17 protein-coding genes and 2 pseudogenes are annotated in these 20254 nt (G+C 45.5%); 6 read left to right on the top strand and 13 right to left on the bottom strand.

The window, feature by feature from the left end:
- Positions 1-11: 11 nt before the first annotated feature.
- The 6 genes and pseudogenes from BM082_RS10335 to BM082_RS10355 form a co-directional block, all read right to left on the bottom strand.
- The gene (locus BM082_RS10335; RefSeq protein WP_074926852.1) at positions 12-1436 is read right to left on the bottom strand and encodes a TssA family type VI secretion system protein; all 1425 of its coding nucleotides are present in this window, start codon (positions 1434-1436) and stop codon (positions 12-14) included.
- 637 nt (positions 1437-2073) lie between these two features.
- Positions 2074-2412 (bottom strand): annotated as a pseudogene (locus tag BM082_RS25315) (transposase); the annotation flags it as partial.
- A 293-nt stretch (positions 2413-2705) separates the two neighbouring features.
- The gene (locus BM082_RS10340; protein WP_074926855.1) at positions 2706-3092 is read right to left on the bottom strand and encodes a DUF2306 domain-containing protein; all 387 of its coding nucleotides are present in this window, start codon (positions 3090-3092) and stop codon (positions 2706-2708) included.
- 163 nt (positions 3093-3255) lie between these two features.
- On the bottom strand, positions 3256-3726 hold the full coding sequence (locus tag BM082_RS10345; protein ID WP_017015721.1) for an L-alanine exporter AlaE: 471 nt from the start codon (positions 3724-3726) through the stop codon (positions 3256-3258).
- 196 nt (positions 3727-3922) lie between these two features.
- Positions 3923-4441 carry a hypothetical protein gene (locus BM082_RS10350; RefSeq protein ID WP_074926857.1) on the bottom strand — a complete coding sequence of 173 codons (519 nt, stop codon included), beginning with the start codon at positions 4439-4441 and terminating at the stop codon, positions 3923-3925.
- 266 nt (positions 4442-4707) lie between these two features.
- Positions 4708-5163: a hypothetical protein gene (locus BM082_RS10355; RefSeq protein WP_017010863.1), complete on the bottom strand. Its 456-nt coding sequence runs from the start codon at positions 5161-5163 to the stop codon at positions 4708-4710.
- A 222-nt stretch (positions 5164-5385) separates the two neighbouring features.
- On the opposite strand from BM082_RS10355, the gene BM082_RS10365 reads away from it, so the two are divergent.
- Positions 5386-5715, top strand: a complete 330-nt coding sequence (locus tag BM082_RS10365; protein ID WP_017010861.1) for a hypothetical protein — start codon at positions 5386-5388, stop codon at positions 5713-5715.
- A 314-nt stretch (positions 5716-6029) separates the two neighbouring features.
- Complete coding sequence (locus tag BM082_RS10370) at positions 6030-6536, top strand: CreA family protein (RefSeq protein ID WP_017010860.1); 507 nt, start codon at positions 6030-6032, stop codon at positions 6534-6536.
- Positions 6537-6620: 84 nt separating this feature from the next.
- On the opposite strand, the gene BM082_RS10375 is transcribed toward BM082_RS10370, so the two are convergent.
- Positions 6621-6875, bottom strand: coding sequence for a hypothetical protein (locus BM082_RS10375; protein ID WP_074926859.1), 255 nt, complete (start codon positions 6873-6875; stop codon positions 6621-6623).
- 242 nt (positions 6876-7117) lie between these two features.
- Here BM082_RS10375 and BM082_RS10385 point away from each other — a divergent pair, with 242 nt between their 5' ends.
- Positions 7118-7696 (top strand): DUF1415 domain-containing protein, encoded by a 579-nt coding sequence (locus BM082_RS10385; protein WP_017010857.1) that lies wholly within the window; start codon positions 7118-7120, stop codon positions 7694-7696.
- A 39-nt stretch (positions 7697-7735) separates the two neighbouring features.
- On the opposite strand, the gene BM082_RS10390 is transcribed toward BM082_RS10385, so the two are convergent.
- Positions 7736-8398 (bottom strand): fumarylacetoacetate hydrolase family protein, encoded by a 663-nt coding sequence (locus BM082_RS10390; protein WP_074926864.1) that lies wholly within the window; start codon positions 8396-8398, stop codon positions 7736-7738.
- 189 nt (positions 8399-8587) lie between these two features.
- Here BM082_RS10390 and BM082_RS10395 point away from each other — a divergent pair, with 189 nt between their 5' ends.
- Positions 8588-9280: an HAD-IA family hydrolase gene (locus BM082_RS10395; RefSeq protein ID WP_074926866.1), complete on the top strand. Its 693-nt coding sequence runs from the start codon at positions 8588-8590 to the stop codon at positions 9278-9280.
- Positions 9281-9388: 108 nt separating this feature from the next.
- Here BM082_RS10395 and putP read toward each other — a convergent pair whose 3' ends face one another.
- The 4 genes from putP to BM082_RS10415 form a co-directional block, all read right to left on the bottom strand.
- Positions 9389-10885: a sodium/proline symporter PutP gene (gene putP, locus BM082_RS10400; RefSeq protein WP_074926868.1), complete on the bottom strand. Its 1497-nt coding sequence runs from the start codon at positions 10883-10885 to the stop codon at positions 9389-9391.
- A 56-nt stretch (positions 10886-10941) separates the two neighbouring features.
- The gene (locus BM082_RS10405) at positions 10942-11679 is read right to left on the bottom strand and encodes a delta 1-pyrroline-5-carboxylate dehydrogenase (RefSeq protein ID WP_074926877.1); all 738 of its coding nucleotides are present in this window, start codon (positions 11677-11679) and stop codon (positions 10942-10944) included.
- Positions 11676-14822, bottom strand: a complete 3147-nt coding sequence (gene putA / locus BM082_RS10410) for a bifunctional proline dehydrogenase/L-glutamate gamma-semialdehyde dehydrogenase PutA (RefSeq protein ID WP_074926879.1) — start codon at positions 14820-14822, stop codon at positions 11676-11678. The genes BM082_RS10405 and putA overlap by 4 nt, the downstream gene beginning before the upstream one ends.
- Positions 14823-15208: 386 nt before the next feature.
- Positions 15209-15982, bottom strand: a complete 774-nt coding sequence (locus tag BM082_RS10415; RefSeq protein ID WP_074926889.1) for an AraC family transcriptional regulator — start codon at positions 15980-15982, stop codon at positions 15209-15211.
- 824 nt (positions 15983-16806) lie between these two features.
- Between BM082_RS10415 and BM082_RS10420 the strand changes: the two genes are divergently transcribed.
- Positions 16807-18645, top strand: coding sequence for an SUMF1/EgtB/PvdO family nonheme iron enzyme (locus BM082_RS10420; protein ID WP_074926881.1), 1839 nt, complete (start codon positions 16807-16809; stop codon positions 18643-18645).
- 473 nt (positions 18646-19118) lie between these two features.
- Positions 19119-19829 carry a helix-turn-helix transcriptional regulator gene (locus BM082_RS10425; RefSeq protein ID WP_074926882.1) on the top strand — a complete coding sequence of 237 codons (711 nt, stop codon included), beginning with the start codon at positions 19119-19121 and terminating at the stop codon, positions 19827-19829.
- Positions 19830-19926: 97 nt separating this feature from the next.
- Here BM082_RS10425 and BM082_RS10430 read toward each other — a convergent pair.
- Positions 19927-20254, bottom strand: a pseudogene (locus BM082_RS10430) (IS4 family transposase); the annotation flags it as partial.

Raw genomic sequence — 20254 nt, forward strand, 5'->3', positions numbered from 1 at the left:
GTTATCGGCATTTAATTTCTGAATAGGTTCATCGCTCTATTTGGATCTATTCTTGAAATCCTCTGTATAACACTTAGGTAATGTGATTTTTTCTTGCCCTTATAATATATTTCTAAAGCAAGCTCTAAAAACATAATACTTAGCTCTGGTTCCCATTCATCTATTTTATACTCATCGATCGCGATTATAATTAACTCTATTTGACAAAGTGCCAAATCTATTCTGCCAATCTCTAGCGACGTTTGAGCTTCATCATAAATTTCAATAAAAATCTCTTTTTTTGACTTTATTATTTTTCTTCCTGGATCTTTAATTTTTTCTTTTTTTTCTTTTTTTGTTATCCACTCGATTGTCTTTAAGTCTGCATATGGCATTCCATCTACAAACTCTGTCACTCTAACCTCAGGTATAAGCTGACTGAATTGATAAACATCATTCTTTATTTGTTCTGCAATATTAGAGTACCCTAGTTCCAATAATGACATATAACTATATCTATTCAAATCTAACCAATATGGATATTGCAGTATTTTTCTCTCGCTAGCTCTTAATAGTTCTAACCAATTCTTAGACTCTAATAGAGTAATAATAACTTTTTTATCGTTGATATCAGGCGGCGAAATATTCGTTTTTCCTCCTTCCACAGCAATAGGTAACGTATAGATATCCGCCCAAATTCCGATTCTTCTTATCCTATAAGATTTCGTATCTGAGATATCATCAGTAAACATTTTCTCAGCAATTCTTTGTAGTTCTAGTAAGTTAGATTTCAATAACTTATTATTTTCACTAGGATTGCCTAAAGATTGATGGTTTTCGTCTGAATTTTTATCAGTAACCTCTTTTACTTGACAACAACTTCCCTGGGTATCTCGATCACTATCAATACTCTCTAACTCTGTAACAGATCCATCTACGCTCGAATCCTGCTTTAATACCCTACTCTCTAAAACATTCAGTATTTTATATGTTGGTATTAATTCAGAAAAACCATTTGGTAAATTTTTTTCTATATTTTTAATCTCATCAATATAATGTTTAACATCATCACGTTCTATATTTTTTATATTATTATTTATCCAATCAACTGTTTTATCTATCCACCAATCAAAATAGCGACTTGTTCTATGCGAAGGATTTATATTTACTTTAAAAATAAAACCTTTAAGAGTAAAATAAGAATCTAGAATACTCTGATAGCCTATGTTATATAGTCTAGCGACAAACCAGTAGGTAAGCACTTGCAGGTTCTTGTCATACTTCGTCAACACTTCATATGAAAGATCTTCTACTTTCACCCAATCTATCTGGTTCTCTTCCTCTATCCCTGTTAGCTTTCTCATTTCTTCTTTTACAGAATAGAATGCACTATTATCATACAGCTCGCTTTGTGATAATTTAGTATTGACATCAAGTGGGGCAAATATTTTATCCATATGAATATTTCCTTCAATCCAATCAAATACTAAAGGCTATGGATAATTACTATCTAGAGTATAAAAAGGCTAAAACTGGTTTTATTTTATATTTATTAAATAAATATAAATAAGATTAAAATATAGTCTCAATAAATAGGATTAGTACCTCATATTAATTATAAAAATCTAATTATCTTTTTCCCTACCCCTCTTTTTTAATTACTTTACAACATATTTTTATTTTGTTCTTGGTCTTTAATATCTTTACTCAAAATTAAAATTCATACCTTTATAGTTCTTGACATAGTACTTATCCAGTAATGCTTATTACCCACATCACATTATAGGGCACACTCAAAGGATATATAGCCATTACTATCTATTTTCAGGACATAAATTCACACACAAGGCAAAAATTCAGAACATAAACCTACTGCACTATGTAATGTAGAGCTAATCACATATAAGTTTAAACCGTGATGAAAGCGCCACTTTTTACACTTAAAATTGTGTTTTTATCATTCTTTATTTATTAAATTTTTTAGTTCACCAATCACTTTATTAGATACTGTTCACTTTCACTTACCCGCGATATGAGTGTGGCTTTTCTCACTATTAAATGATAACTTAATATTAATTATCAACAAGATATACCTTATCGATTTAAAGTTTGGCACTTGAGGTCACAGTTAATGCAAGACGCTAAAGAGCCTGCTATCTCTGGAGAACTCACAGTGAAAAAATGTCGGACAGCTGCTTCAACATCTCGTTTACTTTTAATCAAACATTGTTTCTTACCTGTTTGCTCATTGCCTTCCATAGCCATTTCATCGGGTTCAGGTTTTGGTTATGAGGAATACGACAGTAAATAGACCAGTTTGATATACAGAACAAAAGCGGCGTCTTTTAACAAATCGCTACGATGATATTCCGCGCCAATCAAGATAAGGTGGATCTCTTGGGTTAGTGGGTAACGTCCACTTAGTTTGTAGAAAACCGAATGCTGTTAGAGCTGGCGGTCACCCCAATTGAGGCTTTGATACTTCCATATTCCCCTGGCACAGCACCGAGCAATACATCGACAGCGTAGAAATGAGAGAGTGGCGTTTTGACGCGGATACCTCGAAGAAATTGTTCAATGACATTTACATTGTAAAACTCAATCCAAGTAACGAACCCAAACGCGTCGAAAAGGTCATTTCATGGTTTATTGCGATCTCAAAGGGACAACATTAACGCCGATCGTTACATCGCTCCTGACTGGTGAGGACACATTACTCGTGACAATTAGACAAACAACCACGAATTCAATAACCGACCAGGCATAAACGCAAACGCCCCCGCAACCACCAGCGCCATCACATAAAGAATCACCATCGCATTGCGGTGCTTCTTTATATCTCCTCGTCTTATCGCAAAGAACGCCTCTGGTACTGTGTACAAAGTAACGAGGCTGAGAATATGAATATAACCAAAATGGTAAAACACTTGCGGGCCAACTTGAGCGGGAATAAACAATGCTGAAATTGCCGTTGCCAACATTAGCAACATGTAAACCTTACCCAACTGCTTGTGAACTGAGCTTCCCTTTTGCCTGATCAGCAAAAATGATCCTATAAGGAAAGATGTAACTGCCGCCACCAAATGAAAGTAAACCAACCCCATATTTTCCATCTTCGTCTGTCCATTCAAGCCACTACCTCTTCATCAACGTAACAGAAGGGCTACAGGTGAAATGAAAGCATCGCAGTGTTTTTCGACAAATGTCTTAAACAAAAAAAGGCACCCATTGGGCACCCTTCTCGTTCGGAGTTGTTCTGGCTCTACGCCCTTCACATCATGCGTTCATTTGTGCATTCATGGATGCATCAACCTGCATTGGCGCAGGCACGCGGAACAAGCGGCGGCAGCGCTCAAGGAATACTCCGTAGAACATACCAAGCACACCAGACAGCAATGCGTTACTGGCGACAGCGGTCAAAATCTGACTTGGATCTGCGCCAACGGTCAGCAAGATAGCCGCGTAAACAGGCGATTGAAAGGTTACGTAGGCGAAGAAATCAGCCACACGCTTGGTTAAGCGAGAGGTGAAATGACGCTGTGCAAATTTGATCATGCTGTCACGGAAAACACCATAAGGCCACGCGATCAGAATGTTGACGGGAATGGACAGCAAACGCGATGCTAACGACTGCTCAAACGTCATACCTGACACGAAAATCTCGATCATCATGCCAGTCACAAAACAAAACACTACCATGGCAAACATGTCAGCCACGACACTACGAACGCGGGAAGCGCCTTTCATTTCTCTCTCACCCTAAAAATCGCAATCAAAACAGTGGCAAAGGGGCCACAAAATCGATCACTATTAGAACAAAACATGGGTGGAGTTAGGCGCTATATTTTTAAAAATATCCAGTTATTTATTCTTACATACCAACAAAAACCAGCTCCATAAACTATTTGAATTATCACAATTAAAGACGCTGATTACCGATTGTTCAATCCTGCTTTCTATTGAGGTCTCTTGCCATGATAAGTGCAAGGCCAAAGACTTGGAGGAATAAAGCGAGATTTCGATACGCTGATATCTTACGATTGAATTCGTACTGGTTTTCCGCCATTTGGAGGTTATCCAGATATAGCGTATCTATCTTGTTTCTTAGTAGATCCTGCTGGTCATTAATTCTTGTCATGATTGATGGCATGTTGACGCGGGTAAGCGGGGTGTCATTCATGTCGGAGAAGGCATCTAGCAGCGTGACAGCCACTGACTCGGACACAGGGATCTCTGCAGGGGTTAACGCGAGGACGACCAAGATCGCTTCTCTACGCCGCTCTAAGGCGTCTGCTTGTTGCCAACTGAGCTGAATAAGTTGATTGTTGTTGGTTTGACGTTCAGCCACGGCGGTGGCTTTCTCACCTAAATCATCAATCACAAAGTTCGTCATCAGCGCGGCGGCCACATTAAGCACTAAGCCTGTTGCCACAATAGCCCATGTGGGTATTGGTAATCGCATGTCCTTGATCCTCTCAACGTCTCTTCAAACCACTTTTTCGAAGCGGCAAGCACAATGACCCGACATTCGACCCTTTTCTTCATTGCTTACTTACATTTATAGCTCAACATCACATTCACTTTTGATGAGCAAGAGAAAACGCGTTGTTAGATATACCCAAGTAACCTGCAGATGCAGGATTCAGGTTACTTGGTATGGGGCTCTTCTCGTTGCAAAGACAAAAAAGCCCGCACAGGCGGGCTTTTATATCGGTAAGGGCTGCTCTGTTATGCGCTTTCAGCAACCGGAACTACGTGAGCGATTTTGAGATAGGCATGCAGCTCACCATTTTTATATTCGATCGCGGAGTGAATGTTCACTGATTTGTTGGCAATCACTCGGCTACGATACGTGTTATCACCTTTGGTGATATCGAGATCAAGCACACCTTGTTCAAGTTTCCACGACCCCTTGGTCGGTAAACGATTAAAGAGCGTGAATTCTTCGAGGGTACCATCGTGGTGTAGGAACAATTCGGTGACATACCCTGCACTGCAGGATTTTATCCAACGTTGTCCACTCACTTCTTGATGAGTAAAAGGGCGCTTTCCAGACATCCAATCAAACAACGCAATGGCGTCGACATCAGACATGTCAGGAAGTTGTTCAATATCGAGCAAGGCTGCCGTGCTCGACTCGCGCATGAAAAGCTGTAAATACGAACTATTGACCTGTTTTTGCATAAGTTGTGTCGTTGTCATTCCCTGAAAGAGATGAAGATAACGCCTACTTTTTCTGTCATCACCTCTCTTTTCGCAGGAATGTTAACCAACGCTGACTTTGTAATCAGTTTCGTGACCTTCTCAAAAATTGAACGGTTTCTACAATGAGAGCACAGTCTCAGTTGAGAGGCGGTTAACCGTAGACTATCTTTAAACATACAGTCATCAAGCTAGGGTAAGATTATGCGCTACCTCCTTGTAAAATCGATAGTATTTGGCATTGCGCTTCTTCCAGGGATGGCCTCAGCAGCAAAAAATGAGCTTGGGGAAGTCGTCACGGAACGCAACGAATCCATTTGTAAGCAAAAATTCACACAGGAACTCTTTACGCAGCAGCGTATTTTTAGCTCAACCCGAAACGGACCAGACAAGCGACGTATCGCGGAGCGTAAGATTGCTGCATCACGTGAAAAGTACAGTCTCACTGCCAGCTATTGTGATGCGTATGACGTGATCATTACGTTTGAGCCTGAAACACTTGATCGTCGTCCAGGAGACGCGCAATTCGACTGAGTGCATCCGCTCGCCCTTTGTATAACGTACGCTTGACTACACAGGTGTGCGTTTTAGCTTCTATTCTCTCTGTTCCCTCAATTCGCGGTATGCAGGCATACTTCACCTTGGTACGCATACCACCAGAATATTTTGCTTACTCACCCATTTTTTGGTGACTCCCGCTTTCACCGTGCAGTCTTAGTTTGCCTAGTGGATGGTTTGTCTAATGGGCGGTTTTCTCGAATCATTGTGAAAATTGAAAGAGATATGACAACCTAGGCCTTCCACTGTTACAGTGCATTGTTACTTCATTTCGATAGGTTTTTAAGGTTATGTTGCCACGCTCAATGATTGATTCATTCAAAACTTATGCGCGCCCTGTTTTTGCGGCTACCGTTATCGCTTTGACTGTCTCGGCTTGTTCCGACGATGAAGTGGGTGACGTAAGCTTGGGCTTGTTCACCACCAAAGACATAAAGATTCAAATTTTCAACGACCCTGAAGTGCCTGGGGTTACATGCCACATTAGTCATGTGAAAGCAGACTTGGATTTTTCAGACCCTTCTGACATGGGTATTTCATGCCGTCAGACTGGTGAAATTACTGATGAAATGATCGCGAACGTTGACCGCTCTAAATCGGGTGAAGTGGTGTTCACTGCATCGAAAAGTATCCTGTTCAAATCAATGAAGATTCGCCGTATTTTCGATTCGAAAAACCAAACACTGATGTATTTGTCTTACTCAACCAAAGAAACACAGGGCAGCCATAAACACAGCCTGTCTACGGTGCCACTTTGGGGAACCAAGGCATGGAAAGCACCCACTGACGTTCAGTAATTCCGAATTTCGCGCCTTTCATGGAGAACCTCCTGTCTTCATGAAGGGCGCGACCTCTCTCTAAATTCCCTGCTAACGCCTCACTTAACACGGCAATTTTCGCTCATACCTGCCAACGATATAGGTGACATACCCTACTTTAAACACACCCGCCAATACGATGGTCATAATGTGTGCAATGGTTTGATGGGTAATGGAGAACGCATCTGCATAGGGAAAACTCACTAGCAGAGAGCCCATCATCATCAGCGCTGACCAAAACATCAGCACACCACCAACCTGCGTCACTCTCTTAAAATCAATACCTTGAGGATTATTTGACATCAATTGTGTTGTCATAATGCGTTTCCCTTTAAAAATGCATTTCAAATGCACTTTAAAAGATCATATGGCATTGTTCAAGAGGAATGCGAATGATTTTCAACCAATATGGTTCTACATGGAGAAGCCTTGGGGATATTTCCATGAAAAAACAGCCTCTTCGCTACCTGAAAATAAACAAACAATAAACGCGACGTAATCGTTGGGTTTCCTAGGTTCCGCCGTTAATATACTCCGTCTCAACAATTCAGGATTTACCCATGACATCCACACACACTGTTTCTCTTCAAGATGTAGAAGCGCAAACCACAGAATGGCTCGAAAAGGTCGTCATCGGCTTGAATCTTTGCCCTTTCGCCGCAAAACCACAGCGCAATAAGCAGATCAAAATCGAAGTGTGTGAAGGAAACACTGATGAAGCGGTCATGGAGACCTTACTGACGGAACTAAATCTGCTGGAAAGCAGCGACGTGGCCGATCTTGAAACCACCTTGCTCGTGACACCGAATTACTTTCAGGACTTTGATGACTACAACCAGTTTTTGGATGTGGCAGACATGATCATTGAGCAATTTGGCTGGCGCGGAATTTATCAGATCGCAAGCTTCCACCCCGATTACTGCTTTGCGGATGCAGAGCCTGACGATGAAAGTAACCTAACCAACCGCTCCCCGTATCCGGTGTTTCACCTGATCCGAGAAGCCAGCATTGAGAAGGCACTGAAGTATTACGGCGGCGATGCCGATGCGATTCCTGACATCAACATCGATCGCGTATGTTCTCTGTCGAACGACGAGAAAAAAGCGTTGTTCCCGTATCTGTTCCGCACGCACGGATAAAACGTCTCACGAATACACGCGCGTGCACGACTTGGCGATCTACGCAGACGTTTCACAGCGGCATTGCGCCAACACGTCACCAGATAGCGTTAAGGTCAGCTCATCGCCACCATTGAGCTGACCAACACCTTTCGGCGTCCCCGTTAACACGATGTCACCCGGCAGCAAGGTGAAATACTGACTGACATGGCTGAGCAATGTCAGTACGGGCGTGATCATCAACGCTGTATCCCCGCGCTGACGCGCCTCTCCATTAATGTCTAACCCATATTCTGTGGCAGCCAGATCATGCTGATACGGCACAAAGGGACTTTGCACGCAGCTACCATCAAACGCTTTTGCCAATTCCCACGGCAGCCCTTTGGCTTTTAATTCACTCTGCGCTTCTCGACGTGTTAAATCGAGCGCGACACCAATTCCCACAATGGCATCATCCGCTTGTTCAGCGGTGGCATTCGTTAACGTTTTCCCGATGAGAATCGACAACTCTGCTTCATAGTGAATTGGGGCTAACGGTGCACGAAGTAGCAAAGGGACATCGGCACTGACCAGCGCCGTCGACGGCTTCAAAAACAGCACGGGTTCATCGGGGATCGGGTTGTTCAACTCCTTCGCATGTTCTGCATAGTTGCGCCCAATGCACACCACTTTTCCTACTGACAACAGCGCGTTATCGCCTGTCTTCCACGTATGTTGATACATTTGCCACTCCTTGTGCGCTAACCCTTTGTTTCACTTTTGATAAAACTCGATCTGAGATCGGTTTTTTTGTTCCTAATAGGAAGATGGTAAGACCTAGATAGCAAATTGCCAAATGCCCCGTTGTTGTAATTGCTAGTCAGGTTAAGGATTACAATATCCCACTCCGCTAATGAGGTTAGCTGAACGCAAATGAATGCCTTTGACTACGATGCTCCCCTTTCCTGCGTGATCTTCGATTGCGACGGTACGCTTGTGGACAGCGAAGTGCTTAGCCAAATGGCGATCGTTGAGGTATTTGCACACTATGGTGTTGTGCTTGATTTACAAGAATGTATGGACAATTTCCAAGGCGGAAAACTGGCTGATGTGTTGCTGCAAACCTGCGAACGTCACCGCCTGTCCATATCCCTCGATGAGCTAGAGCCACTCTACCGTGAAAAGAGTGCGGCCTTGTTCGAACACCATCTAAAACCCATAGAAGGTGTGCCTGACTTATTGCACATGCTTGAAGATGAAGGCGTGGATGTGTGTGTCGCATCAAACGGCCCAGTCAGCAAGATGAAATTGACACTGGAAATGACAGGCTTACTGCCACACTTTATTGGACGCTTGTTTAGCGCATTTGATACCAATAGCTGGAAACCTGCGCCCGATCTTATCCATTATTCAGCCATGAACATGGCAACACCTCTCAACCAATGTTTATTTGTGGATGACACAAGCCTTGGTGTTCAAGCGGGTATCAATGCAGGCATACGCACGATCTACTTTAACACGGGCAACAAAGCGAACATCGATCATCCGTTGGTGTTGTCGGTAGCGTCGATGCAAGAGCTTTTCTCAGTGATGAGGCGACTTCCGCTCTCGAACGGGTGGGTGTAACGGACGCTAATGCGTTTATAAAGAACGAAAAAAGGGACGCTATGGCGTCCCTCCTACTTTCTGATCTATATGTCACGAACTATGCGTTCAGCCATTCTGATTCAAGGTTTACGGCAACGTTTTTAAGCTCTGCTCGTAGTCATCATATGTCGTCATTACGCGCTCGCTCGCACCACCAGTTAGCTTGCTAACAAGAATGATGGAAACACCTGCTAAGATAAAGCCAGGGACGATTTCGTAGATATCGAAAATACCACCGGTCAGTTGCTTCCAAACCACGACAGTAATGCCGCCCACCAACACACCAGCCAAAGCGCCGTTGCGGTTCATGTCTTTCCAGAACAAGCTCAGAAGCAGTGCTGGGCCAAATGCCGCACCAAAACCGGCCCACGCATAAGACACGAGGCCAAGCACGCTGCTGTCTGGGTTCATTGCCAGCATAAGCGCCAGAATCGAAATACCGATGACAGCCACACGGCCAACCATCACCACTTCGCCCGTCGATGCATCAGGACGGAAAACCTGCTTGTAGAAATCTTCTGCCAGCGCGGAAGAAGACACCAACAATTGCGAATCCGCCGTACTCATGACTGCCGCCAAAATCGCCGCCAACAAGATACCCGCGATAATCGGGTGGAACGCGGCGTTAACCAAGATCATGAAAATGGTCTCACCATCTGCCAATTCGCCGCCCAAGTTGGTGTCCACGTATAAGATACCCACTAAACCTATCATCACTGCACCCGCCATGGAGATTGCACTCCAGCACACAGCAATACGACGTGCCGTGGTGATATCTTTGTTGCTTCGGGTTGCTTTGAAGCGCGCCAAGATATGAGGCTGACCGAAATAGCCTAAGCCCCATGCTAATAGCGAAATGATCGCCACTGCAGACAAAGGCTCGCCTTTCACGTCATTCCAAAGCGTCAACAGCTCAGGATTTTTCGCTTCTAATGCCATAGAAACATCAGAGAACGAGCCTTCCATGGTGGCAATAGGTACGATAAACAGTGCTGCCGCCATTAACAAACCTTGTATCAAATCCGTCCACGACACCGCAAGGAACCCGCCGAATAGGGTGTAAGACACCACACATACGGTACCGATAATAACAGCGGTGCTGTAATCCAAACCGAACACAGCCTCAAATAATTTACCGCCTGCAACCAAACCTGAACTGGTATAGAAAAGGAAGAAAAGCAAAATGAAGAAAGCAGAAATCGTTTGTAATGCTTTTGATTTGTCATCAAAACGGCGCGACAAGAATTCAGGCAAGGTCAGTGCGTTATCCACTTCAATACTGAACGTACGGAGCCTCTTAGCACAGACCAGCCAGTTTAAGTAAGTACCCGCTAACAAACCTACTGCTAGCCAAAGCGATTCAATACCGGCAGCATATGCATAACCCGGCAGACCAAGGAGCAGCCAGCCACTCATATCAGATGCGCCTGCTGAGATTGCAGCAGGCCAAGGGCCTAAAGATCGTCCGCCCAAAAAGTAATCTTCAGAACTGGCGGTTCGCTTGTAGGCGTAAACACCAATGCCTAGCATCATCACCAAATACACGATAAACGTTGCACTGATAGCAAAGCTATTTTCAATCATTCATTTTCCCTCAAAAAAATCTGAGCACCGCGCTCGGTGCTCATGTCCGGAGTGTCTTAATGTTCACCACTGCCGAGTTCCAGAAGTGTGGCATTGCCGCCCACCGCAGTAATGTTGATGGTTCTCGTTCGCTCCGTAATGAAGCGAAGTTGGTACGCAGGCGAAGCCAGAAGCGGTAGGTGAATGCCGTCACTTTCTGCGACAAATTGCACCAACACGCCGTCTCTTTCTGCCAATTTTCGGTTCATCGCCACCAGCACATCTGCCTCTGCCACAGCCGCAACGCCTTTTAACGGTGCCATTTCAATCACATCATTCAGTGCACTTTCTTCCAATCGCTGTGCCAAACGGCTTGGGACGCTGACTTTGACAAGATCAGACAACAGAGCGTCTGCGGTATCGTTGAACGCAGAAGGCACAACGACCAATGCAGCATTACCGGCCACTAACGACGCAGCAAGCTGACCGGCTAATGACAAAGCAGACACACTTTCATCCCCCGTCACCAAAAACAGTCCGCGCCCTGCGATGTAAAGTTCATTCGTTTCACCCGTCGGCCCCGGCATCAGATGAACGGGCGCAAGCACCTCACCAGCTTGCTTCAACTGATAACGGATCATGTTTGCTGCAGCATTAAACTTACCGCCTCGTGCCGCCACGATATCGGCCCACAAAGACAGTACGGCTTGACGTTCTTCAACACCTATCCCGTTCCATTCTTCCCACACCGCCATGCACTGAGACGCAACACGCTCAACCTGCGTCATTTGATTGTTACTGTGATTGAAGATCATGCCGTTACCTCCTTATTAGTGATGGAGTTACCATTGGTAAGTTGCAGTTGTTCTTGAGTGAAACGGTACAAATAGTGAGGCCCCCCCGCCTTCGGACCCGTCCCCGAAAGACCTTGTCCACCAAATGGTTGCACGCCAACCACAGCACCCACCTGATCACGGTTGATGTAACAGTTACCCACGCGTGCTCGCGCATCAATGTGGCGATAGGTACTTTCGTTGCGGCTGTGAACGCCAAGGGTAAGACCAAAACCGGAATGATTGATGTCATCAATCACGGCATCAAGCTCATCCGCTTCAAAACGGATCACATGAAGAATCGGACCGAAGTGCTCTTGGTCAAGCTGAGAAATATTGTCGATTTCAAACGCCACAGGCGTAATGAAAGTGCCGACACGGGTATCACTCGCCATTGGCACTTTGGCGATAAAGCGACCTTCTTTGAACAATTGGTTGATGTGATTTTGTAGCTTCGCTTGCGCGGCTTCATCAATCACAGGGCCAACGTCCGTTGAATGCAGATACGGTAAGCCTACGCTCATTTCCGCCATCGCACCTTTCACCAAATCCAGTACACGATCAGCCACGTCGTTTTGCACGTAAAGCACACGCAACGCAGAACAGCGCTGACCTGCAGACGCAAAAGCAGAACGCAGAACATCACGCACCACCTGCTCAGGGAGTGCGGTGCTGTCTACAATCATCGCGTTCTGCCCACCCGTTTCCGCAATGAACGGGACAGGTAGGCTATCTCTTGCTGCCAAGGTTTGGTTAATACGTTGCGCGGTCGGCGTTGAGCCAGTAAAGGCCACACCCGCGATACGAGGATCGCGAGTGAGCTTCGCGCCTACCGTTGCGCCAGTGCCCGGAAGAAGGTGAATCACGCCTTCTGGGATCCCTGTATCCAGCAGCAATTCGATGGTGCGGAAAGCGATCAGTGACGTTTGCTCCGCAGGTTTGGCAACAACCGTGTTACCCGTGACGAGCGCAGCAGAGATTTGGCCAATGAAAATCGCCAGCGGGAAGTTCCACGGACTAATACAGGTGAAAACACCACGACCCGTTCGCGTTAGGGTGGCATGTTCACCATCAAAACGAGGGAAAGTTTTCGCGTTCGCCATCATGGTGTCGGCTTCTTGCGGGTAGAAACGCAAGAAATCGACGGCTTCACGCACTTCATCAATGCTGTCGTGAATGGTTTTACCCGCCTCACGGTGACACAGCGCCACCAGCTCCCCCATATTTTCTTCAAGCTTGTCAGCTAGAGATAGTAGGTACTTACCTCTCTCTTTAGCGGAGAGCGCTTGCCAAGCGTCCACACTGTCATGTGCCGCTTGTAATGCCGCATCAACATCGCTTTCGGTTGACCAGTTAATGGTGCCGACATCAAGGCGATGGTCATAAGGTGCAACAATACGGTGCTCATCGCCGACTCGGCGCTCACCATTGACGATCGGACCCGCCTTCCAGTTGTATGCCATGAAAGCTTGTACCGATTGATTGTACGTTTCCCATTCGCTTTCAATATCAATTGCAACGCCTTTCGAATTCGGGCGGTCATCACCAAAAATCGCACTTGGCAGCGGGATATTCGTGTTATGTAGCGTTGGACGTGACAACAACATATCGACAGGGTGTTTAGTCAGATCTGCGATGGGACAACGCGCATCAACAAGACGGTGAACAAACGAACTGTTGGCGCCATTTTCTAACAGACGACGAACCAAGTACGGCAGCAAATCTTTGTGATTGCCCACAGGCGCATAAATGCGCACAGGGTGCTCAAACATTGCTTTCGCATGGTAGTAAAGCGAATCACCCATGCCATGTAGGCGTTGGAATTCGTAAGTATCATGCTCCGCCATGGCATAAATTGCGGAGATGGTTTGGGCGTTGTGGCTCGCAAACTGCGGGTAAATCAGACCCTCAACATGCTTTGATAACAAGAAACGTGCGCATGCGAGGTAAGCAACATCAGTACCTTCCTTGCGAGTGTATACCGAATAGCCAGACAAGCCGTTTTGCTGCGACAGTTTGATTTCGCTGTCCCAGTACGCGCCCTTAACCAAACGCATCGGCACTACGGTGTCATGCTCTTTGGCCAGCGCTGCTAACCACACCAACACGGGTAACGCGCGTTTTGAATAAGCTTGAACCACAAGGCCAAACAGCCCCCAGCCTTTAATGTCTGGATGTGTAAAGAGTTTCTCGAACAGCTTTAACGACAACTCCAAACGATCCGCTTCTTCCGCATCAATGGTGATCGCTACATTCAATTCACGTGCGCGTTTGAGGAGCGTTAAGACCGTATCAAACATTTCTGTCATGACGCGTTCTTCATTCGACACTTCATAGCGAGGGTGCAAGGCAGAAAGCTTGATAGACACCGAAGGCGCAGGGCCCGTCCCAACAGATAAGTTCTGTCCCACGGTTTCAATCGCTTTGATGTAATCGTTAAAGTATTTTTTCGCGTCCGCCTTGGTCAGCGCCGCTTCGCCTAACATGTCGAACGAATAAGTGAAGCCGCTTTCTCGTGGCTTCTTGCCGTTTTCTAATGCTTCATCAATGTCACGGCCCAGCACAAACTGATGCCCCATGATTTTCATGGCTTGGTGCATGGCTTGACGAATAACAGGCTCAGAGAATTTGTTCACCAAACGGTTCAACACCGCTGTCGGACGACCTTCTTCACGCTCATCCACGTTCACGACTTTGCCTGTTAGCATCAGTCCCCACGTAGAAGCATTCACGAAGAGTGAATTAGAGTTTTTGAGGTGCGCTTTCCAATCTGCAACACCCAAACGGTCACGAATAAATGCGTCCGCCGTTTTAGCGTCAGGAATGCGCATCAGTGCTTCTGCCAAACACATCAGCAAAATACCTTCGCGGGTATCAAGGCTGTATTCCAGCAACAGGGCATCAATCATCTGCACGGCTTTTTTATCCGCGCGTACACGCTCAATCAGATCCGCCGCATGCTTCTCGGTGGCAGCACGTTCAGATTCTGATGGCATCGCTAATGGAATTAATGCTTCAAGTACCTGACTTTCGTCCACACAATACTGACTTGAAATGTGTTGCCAAAGGGATGCTTTCGGTTGCTCAAGCAGGCTTGGCACCAATACATCGGTCGCTTTGAACATAAGCAGATTCCTCTTCTGTTACCCGGCAAATTAGCGGCATATGTTACATACATGTTAGATTAGCGACCGATTCTAGGGGTGATATGCCGGAGAGTCTTTCAAAATCCTGCGGCATTATTGCAAAAAACTCCGATGATTAACAAACAGAGAACCCTAACCTCCAGTGCGCCAAACAATTGTTTTCATGATTTATTTCCAAACCGCCTAAAAATGCAGGAATTCGAGCAACTTGTCGGTATTTTCTAGAAAAGTGCTTATCGATAATGGCGTGAGGTAACCAAAAATAGAGGCTTACTGCGGCTAACGTCGGCGCGCTTGACGAAATAAAGGCAGCCACAAAAACGCAGTGTAGTTAACATCTTGAGAAAAAAGATAAAAAACGCCAATCAGTGATCGTGGCGATACCGAGAAGGTGACACACCGAAGTAACGTGAAAACGCAGAGGTGAATCCGCTTTGACTTGAGAAACCGCAGCTATCGGAGATTTGAGTCAGGTTCAATTGGCTGGAGCTCAACAGCTCTAGTGCAAGTTCGAAACGTTTTTTTAGAACGTATTGGTGAGGTGTCACGCCTACTTGCGCTTTAAAAAGCTGGTGGAACTGGCTTTCAGCAAGAAACACCGAGCCCGCCATTTGGGCAACGCTAATCTTCCTGCTAATGTGTTGACGAATATACAGGTCAATAATGTCCATATTCAGTCGGTGGCCTTGGCGACGAGGGGCAAGCTGATCCCTGAAGTGTCGTTCCATCACGCATAACAATGTGTCTGCACATGCACGGCCTAAAATCACATCGTGCGGGTTGGCAATCATTTCACCAGTAAGAGATTTCACCAAGGTTTGAGCTTGCGCATCGAGCTGGAAGTAAACGTCTCGCGCGAAGAGCGCTTCCACTTTTTGCTTCATTGAAGACTCACCAAGCAACACAGACTCTGGCAGGTTAATGACGAGAATTTCGTTCTGGCCAATGCCAGAGAAGGCATGGAGTTCCGCTTCAGACACCAAGCACCCTTGGCCCGGACCAACCAGACTGCCACGTCCCGATAGTTCAAATTCCGTTTGGCCTTGCAGCCCAATCACAACCTGACGGTAATCGTGCGCATGAAGCGACGGGTGATTTGGTAAGGCAATAACTTGTGAATGTGTAAACTCTGATGCCATACAACGACTAGTGTCAAACCACAAAATGAATGAGAGCATTCTGCCACGCGAATAGGCTATCGCGAAGCAAAATAACCTCGGAAACATGATCAAGAGTAGGCCAAACTACGGCCAACGTCATTTTGATATCAGAAATGTGCAAGATCTCAACGTCTGATGGCTAAAACTCGACGCGGCCAGAAGAAAACCCATCGATGCTAGCAATGAAGCTTATCTTAATATCATGTTTTAATTGAAAAATAATGTCTCCCACGTCGATTTACATCATTTGATACCGCTTGATCATCTTTCCTAGCATTTGACGGCAGGATCATTCCCTGATCATCGTTCCGGGAAAAAGGATCGTCATAGCGATCAGGAGAAACACCCTTAAACGCCCACAGGACAATGAAAATGCAAGGTGTAACCCAAGCCGGTGTATAAAAACCGCCTTGATCCATCCCCAATATGGGTTTTATCGCTGACGTAAAACGAAGAAGAAAATACGTAAACAGCAGGAATCCTTCCCGCTTCTGCGGGTACGCATTACTATTTTCACGTCTCGATTGAAAACATACAAAGCGTCAATAATATGTCGCGATATAATAATTTACGTCAAATAATTGCTATTTTCTTTGCATTAATCTCATGCTCAAGCGTTATTTACATCGATAAAAAGAGATGAGCTAAAATAATTGAGTAACTTATCAAAATAACGAGTTTGAATAATAACGATAAGCATCAAATTATTAGTATCATGAAAAGGCCATTTGGCATTTACGTGTTAATCTAGTTATTTGGGACAACGCTTTTCTATTGGAATTCTGAGAATAAGCAAGGGACATATGAAAAGTAATCGCATAGCTGCGTTAGCTTTCGCGTTAACACCGATACTTCTTAGTAGTCATGCACTTGCCAATGACACCACAGCCGCAACGGATGATCCGGTTGTCGCTCTGGAACAGAAGCTTGCAGATAAAAGAAGTGAAATTGGCAATCACGCTGAAAACCTTCAAACGCAAAGAGACAAATTGGACGCATTATTGGCTGAACGTGAAACGTTAGCGAATAAAGCAATGGAATTAGAGAAACGACGCACACTGGCTCAAGAGCGTTTGGATGAACAATTCCGCCGTCTTATTGAAAACCCTGATACAGACCTCACCCAGTACAAAGACGATTATCAATCGGCTTGGCAAGCGGTGAAAGATAATCAAAAATCCACGCTTCAAAATGAACAAGCCGTCGCGGAACAACAGCGTATTGTGGAAGGCGAAAATCGTCAGAAACAATTGCTCGTCAGCGCAATGGAAAATCTTCAAGAAGCGAAAAAAGAAGCACGCGTTAAACGTCTTCGTCAGGAACTTACGTTCTCAGATTCTATTGAAGTCGTACACACCATTACGTGTAGCGAATCGATGACGCTGGCTGCGTGTTCAAATCAGGGTAAAACCCTGACCATGCAAAAGGCCGTTAATACGTTCCAATCACACGTGCTAGACAAAGTGACGGAATCAACCACGGCAAAACTCAATGCGAACCGTGTTTCATTCAATATCCATGTCATGAACAGTAATGTCGTCGACAGTGGCTTCAGTGGTGACAACCGCTACATTACTCGCCTTCAGGCAGAAATGAAGAGCCAACCAGACGAAAATGCAGCGTGTAAGCTTCTCGATTTTGCTGAACGTTATTGTGTTGAGAAGTCGTTCACCACGGCCAAATCATCCCCTAAACAACAGGCTAAGCGCTGGGTTAATGTAAAGATCCGTTCGAACCGCTACGAAGACAACGTGACCATCAACGGTGTGACGTACGGTTCAACGCCTGTTGAGATCATGCTGCCAGCGGGTCAACATCAGCTCACGGTTGAAAAATCAGGTTTCGAACCTTACAGCCGTCAGATGTTCATGAACAAAGATTCCGTTGTATGGGCAAGCCTGAGAGAACAGGAGAACCGTCCCAAACCGGGAAAGCAATTCGCTGACAAACTCTCTAACAATCGACAGGCACCACAAATGGTCGTCATTGGTGCGGGTCAGTACCGCGTTGGCTTTGAAGCCAAAAAGCCTGTAGTTGTAGACCAACCTTTCTCTATCGCTGCAACGCCAGTAACAGTGAAGCAATTTGGAGAGTTTGTCGCTGCAACGGGGTATGTCACGGAAGCAGAAGAGGGCCAAGGTTGTACGGCGTTGGATAACGGCGAACCGAAACAACTGCTAAACCACAGCTGGCGTAAGCCAGGTTTTGATCAGGAGGATAACTCCCCTGTTGTTTGCATCACCCGTGATGATGCCAACATGTATTCAAAATGGCTAAGCACCCAAACGGGTTTCAACTACACCCTGCCTTCTGAAGTGCAGTGGGAAGTCGCTGCACGCGCAGGTAGCGAGTCAGACTTTTGGTGGGGCAACGACATTGGTGTAGGCAACGCAAACACTGGTTGGAGCGGCACTATGTGGTCAAACAAAAGCACATCGCCAGTAGCAAGCTTCCCAGCAAATCCATTTGGCATCTATGACACAGCGGGTAACGTTTGGGAATGGGCTGGCAATCAAACACCCGTTGCACGTGGTGGCGCATGGAGTTTCTCTCCAAGCAGCGCGCGCGTCGCAGAACGCTTAGAGTTGAAATCTGACCTCAGTGCAAACTATGTCGGATTCCGTGTCGTGCGAAATATTTAGTTCGAGCTCAACAGAAACGCGTTTTACTAAAACCCGCTCTTAAAGCGGGTTTTCTTTTGTCTGTATTCTTATCAATACATCATTAGGGGAAGAGAATCTAAAACGCGATCTCTCTCTATAATAAAAACTATATTATCAGTTACATGCAAATTAGTGCATTCCCCCCCTGTCCGACTTTCTGGCAGCTATGTATAGTACTTAACGAACAGCGCATATTGCAGTATGTTGCTGTTTAATCACTGAATTTACCTCAGTGAAACATCTACGCTAATGGTTACAACCCTCGTGCCATGGACGTGGATGATCTCTTCTACACGTCGTACGGGAATTCGCTCTTTTAGAGCAAACTCTTGTCTTTACCGGCTCCTACGAGCCGGTTTTTTTCCGTTACAACGCCCAATTTGTGATACATTTCATGCAAAACAAATTGACGTTACAATACACTGTCAGCTATTTCCTTTATTAATCATTTTATGCATAGCACACCCAAGGCTCCCCCGCCCGTATGTTCTCTTTTTGAGCAACTCCCAGGTTGTTGGGGATGCAAAGACATCAATTCAAATTTCGTCTATGTGAATCAGAATTTTGTTGATCTGGTTGGTGTATCTAGCCACCACGATTTAATTGGTAAAACCAACTTCGACATTCCCGCGCCTTTGACTGCTTGCGCTGAAGTTTTTCAGCAGCAAGACCAAACAGTGATGACCAGCGGTAAGAACATGCAAGTGCTCAATATTCATCCTTACCCAGATGGAGAGTGGCATGCGCATATTTTCACAAAGATGCCATGGTATAGCGAAAGCGGTGAACTCATCGGCGTCATTTTTCATGGCCAAGCCATCAATGAGTTTGCAGCGCTTGAAGTAGGACAATGGATTTGCCGTGCCATTGGTTCTTCGAAAAAAGACCTCACCATTGGAAAAAAAACCAAGCCACACACCCCACTTTCGCCCAGAGAGTCTGAGGTTCTGTTTCTTCATATGTATGGCAAGAAGCCACAATTTATCGCCAATGCATTGGGTGTTTCAGTGAAAACCATTGAGAATCACTTTGCGAACCTTCGCTTGAAGCTTGGCGTAAAAACCAAAACAGACTTGATGGACAAAGCGCTGGAACTGGGCGTGGGTTCTGCCATCCCATCGAGCCTTCTGAGACACCAACTCAGTGTGGTGCTGTCTTCGTAAGCGAAAAATACGGCGTCTCAAGCCAAATTCACAAACAGCAAAATGCAGCACAAACGTTAGCGATAAAAAAAGCAGCCATTGGCTTAAGGCCGCTCGCTTAAGAGCGAGTGGCTTTTTTCTCTCTGGTTCTGGTTGGATATTTTGCGGGTCTTTTCAACACTGCCCGAGGGTACGCTTTCCTCTTTCTCTTGTTAGGTAATATCAGCCGTTTGCCATTTTCTCTAAGCATTTTTAGTGCATTTGGGACTGCACCAGGACTTCTGCCACTCGCCCAGATAAACTCATCTTGGATGAGATATAGCGCATTGAGGAAGCTTATCCTAAGCGGCTCAACTTTGTGCTCTTTCGCCATCGCTGCCATTTCTAAACGGACGATATTGTAAGACGTCAGGATCCCCCACAACTCCTGATAGATGCCCTCGCTT

The organism is Enterovibrio norvegicus DSM 15893 (genome assembly GCF_900115495.1).
In the GTDB taxonomy this organism is placed as follows: Bacteria; Pseudomonadota; Gammaproteobacteria; order Enterobacterales; family Vibrionaceae; genus Enterovibrio; species Enterovibrio norvegicus.

Excerpts from the sequence above, each read along its gene's own strand:
- BM082_RS10335 (WP_074926852.1), bottom strand. The coding sequence starts at position 1,436 with ATGGATAAAATATTTGCCCCACTTGATGTCAATACTAAATTATCACAA.
- BM082_RS10340 (WP_074926855.1), bottom strand. The coding sequence starts at position 3,092 with ATGGAAAATATGGGGTTGGTTTACTTTCATTTGGTGGCGGCAGTTACA.
- BM082_RS10345 (WP_017015721.1), bottom strand. The coding sequence starts at position 3,726 with ATGAAAGGCGCTTCCCGCGTTCGTAGTGTCGTGGCTGACATGTTTGCC.
- BM082_RS10350 (WP_074926857.1), bottom strand. The coding sequence starts at position 4,441 with ATGCGATTACCAATACCCACATGGGCTATTGTGGCAACAGGCTTAGTG.
- BM082_RS10355 (WP_017010863.1), bottom strand. The coding sequence starts at position 5,163 with ATGCAAAAACAGGTCAATAGTTCGTATTTACAGCTTTTCATGCGCGAG.
- BM082_RS10365 (WP_017010861.1), top strand. The coding sequence starts at position 5,386 with ATGCGCTACCTCCTTGTAAAATCGATAGTATTTGGCATTGCGCTTCTT.
- BM082_RS10370 (WP_017010860.1), top strand. The coding sequence starts at position 6,030 with ATGTTGCCACGCTCAATGATTGATTCATTCAAAACTTATGCGCGCCCT.
- BM082_RS10375 (WP_074926859.1), bottom strand. The coding sequence starts at position 6,875 with ATGACAACACAATTGATGTCAAATAATCCTCAAGGTATTGATTTTAAG.
- BM082_RS10385 (WP_017010857.1), top strand. The coding sequence starts at position 7,118 with ATGACATCCACACACACTGTTTCTCTTCAAGATGTAGAAGCGCAAACC.
- BM082_RS10390 (WP_074926864.1), bottom strand. The coding sequence starts at position 8,398 with ATGTATCAACATACGTGGAAGACAGGCGATAACGCGCTGTTGTCAGTA.
- BM082_RS10395 (WP_074926866.1), top strand. The coding sequence starts at position 8,588 with ATGAATGCCTTTGACTACGATGCTCCCCTTTCCTGCGTGATCTTCGAT.
- putP (WP_074926868.1), bottom strand. The coding sequence starts at position 10,885 with ATGATTGAAAATAGCTTTGCTATCAGTGCAACGTTTATCGTGTATTTG.
- BM082_RS10405 (WP_074926877.1), bottom strand. The coding sequence starts at position 11,679 with ATGATCTTCAATCACAGTAACAATCAAATGACGCAGGTTGAGCGTGTT.
- putA (WP_074926879.1), bottom strand. The coding sequence starts at position 14,822 with ATGTTCAAAGCGACCGATGTATTGGTGCCAAGCCTGCTTGAGCAACCG.
- BM082_RS10415 (WP_074926889.1), bottom strand. The coding sequence starts at position 15,982 with ATGGCATCAGAGTTTACACATTCACAAGTTATTGCCTTACCAAATCAC.
- BM082_RS10420 (WP_074926881.1), top strand. The coding sequence starts at position 16,807 with ATGAAAAGTAATCGCATAGCTGCGTTAGCTTTCGCGTTAACACCGATA.
- BM082_RS10425 (WP_074926882.1), top strand. The coding sequence starts at position 19,119 with ATGCATAGCACACCCAAGGCTCCCCCGCCCGTATGTTCTCTTTTTGAG.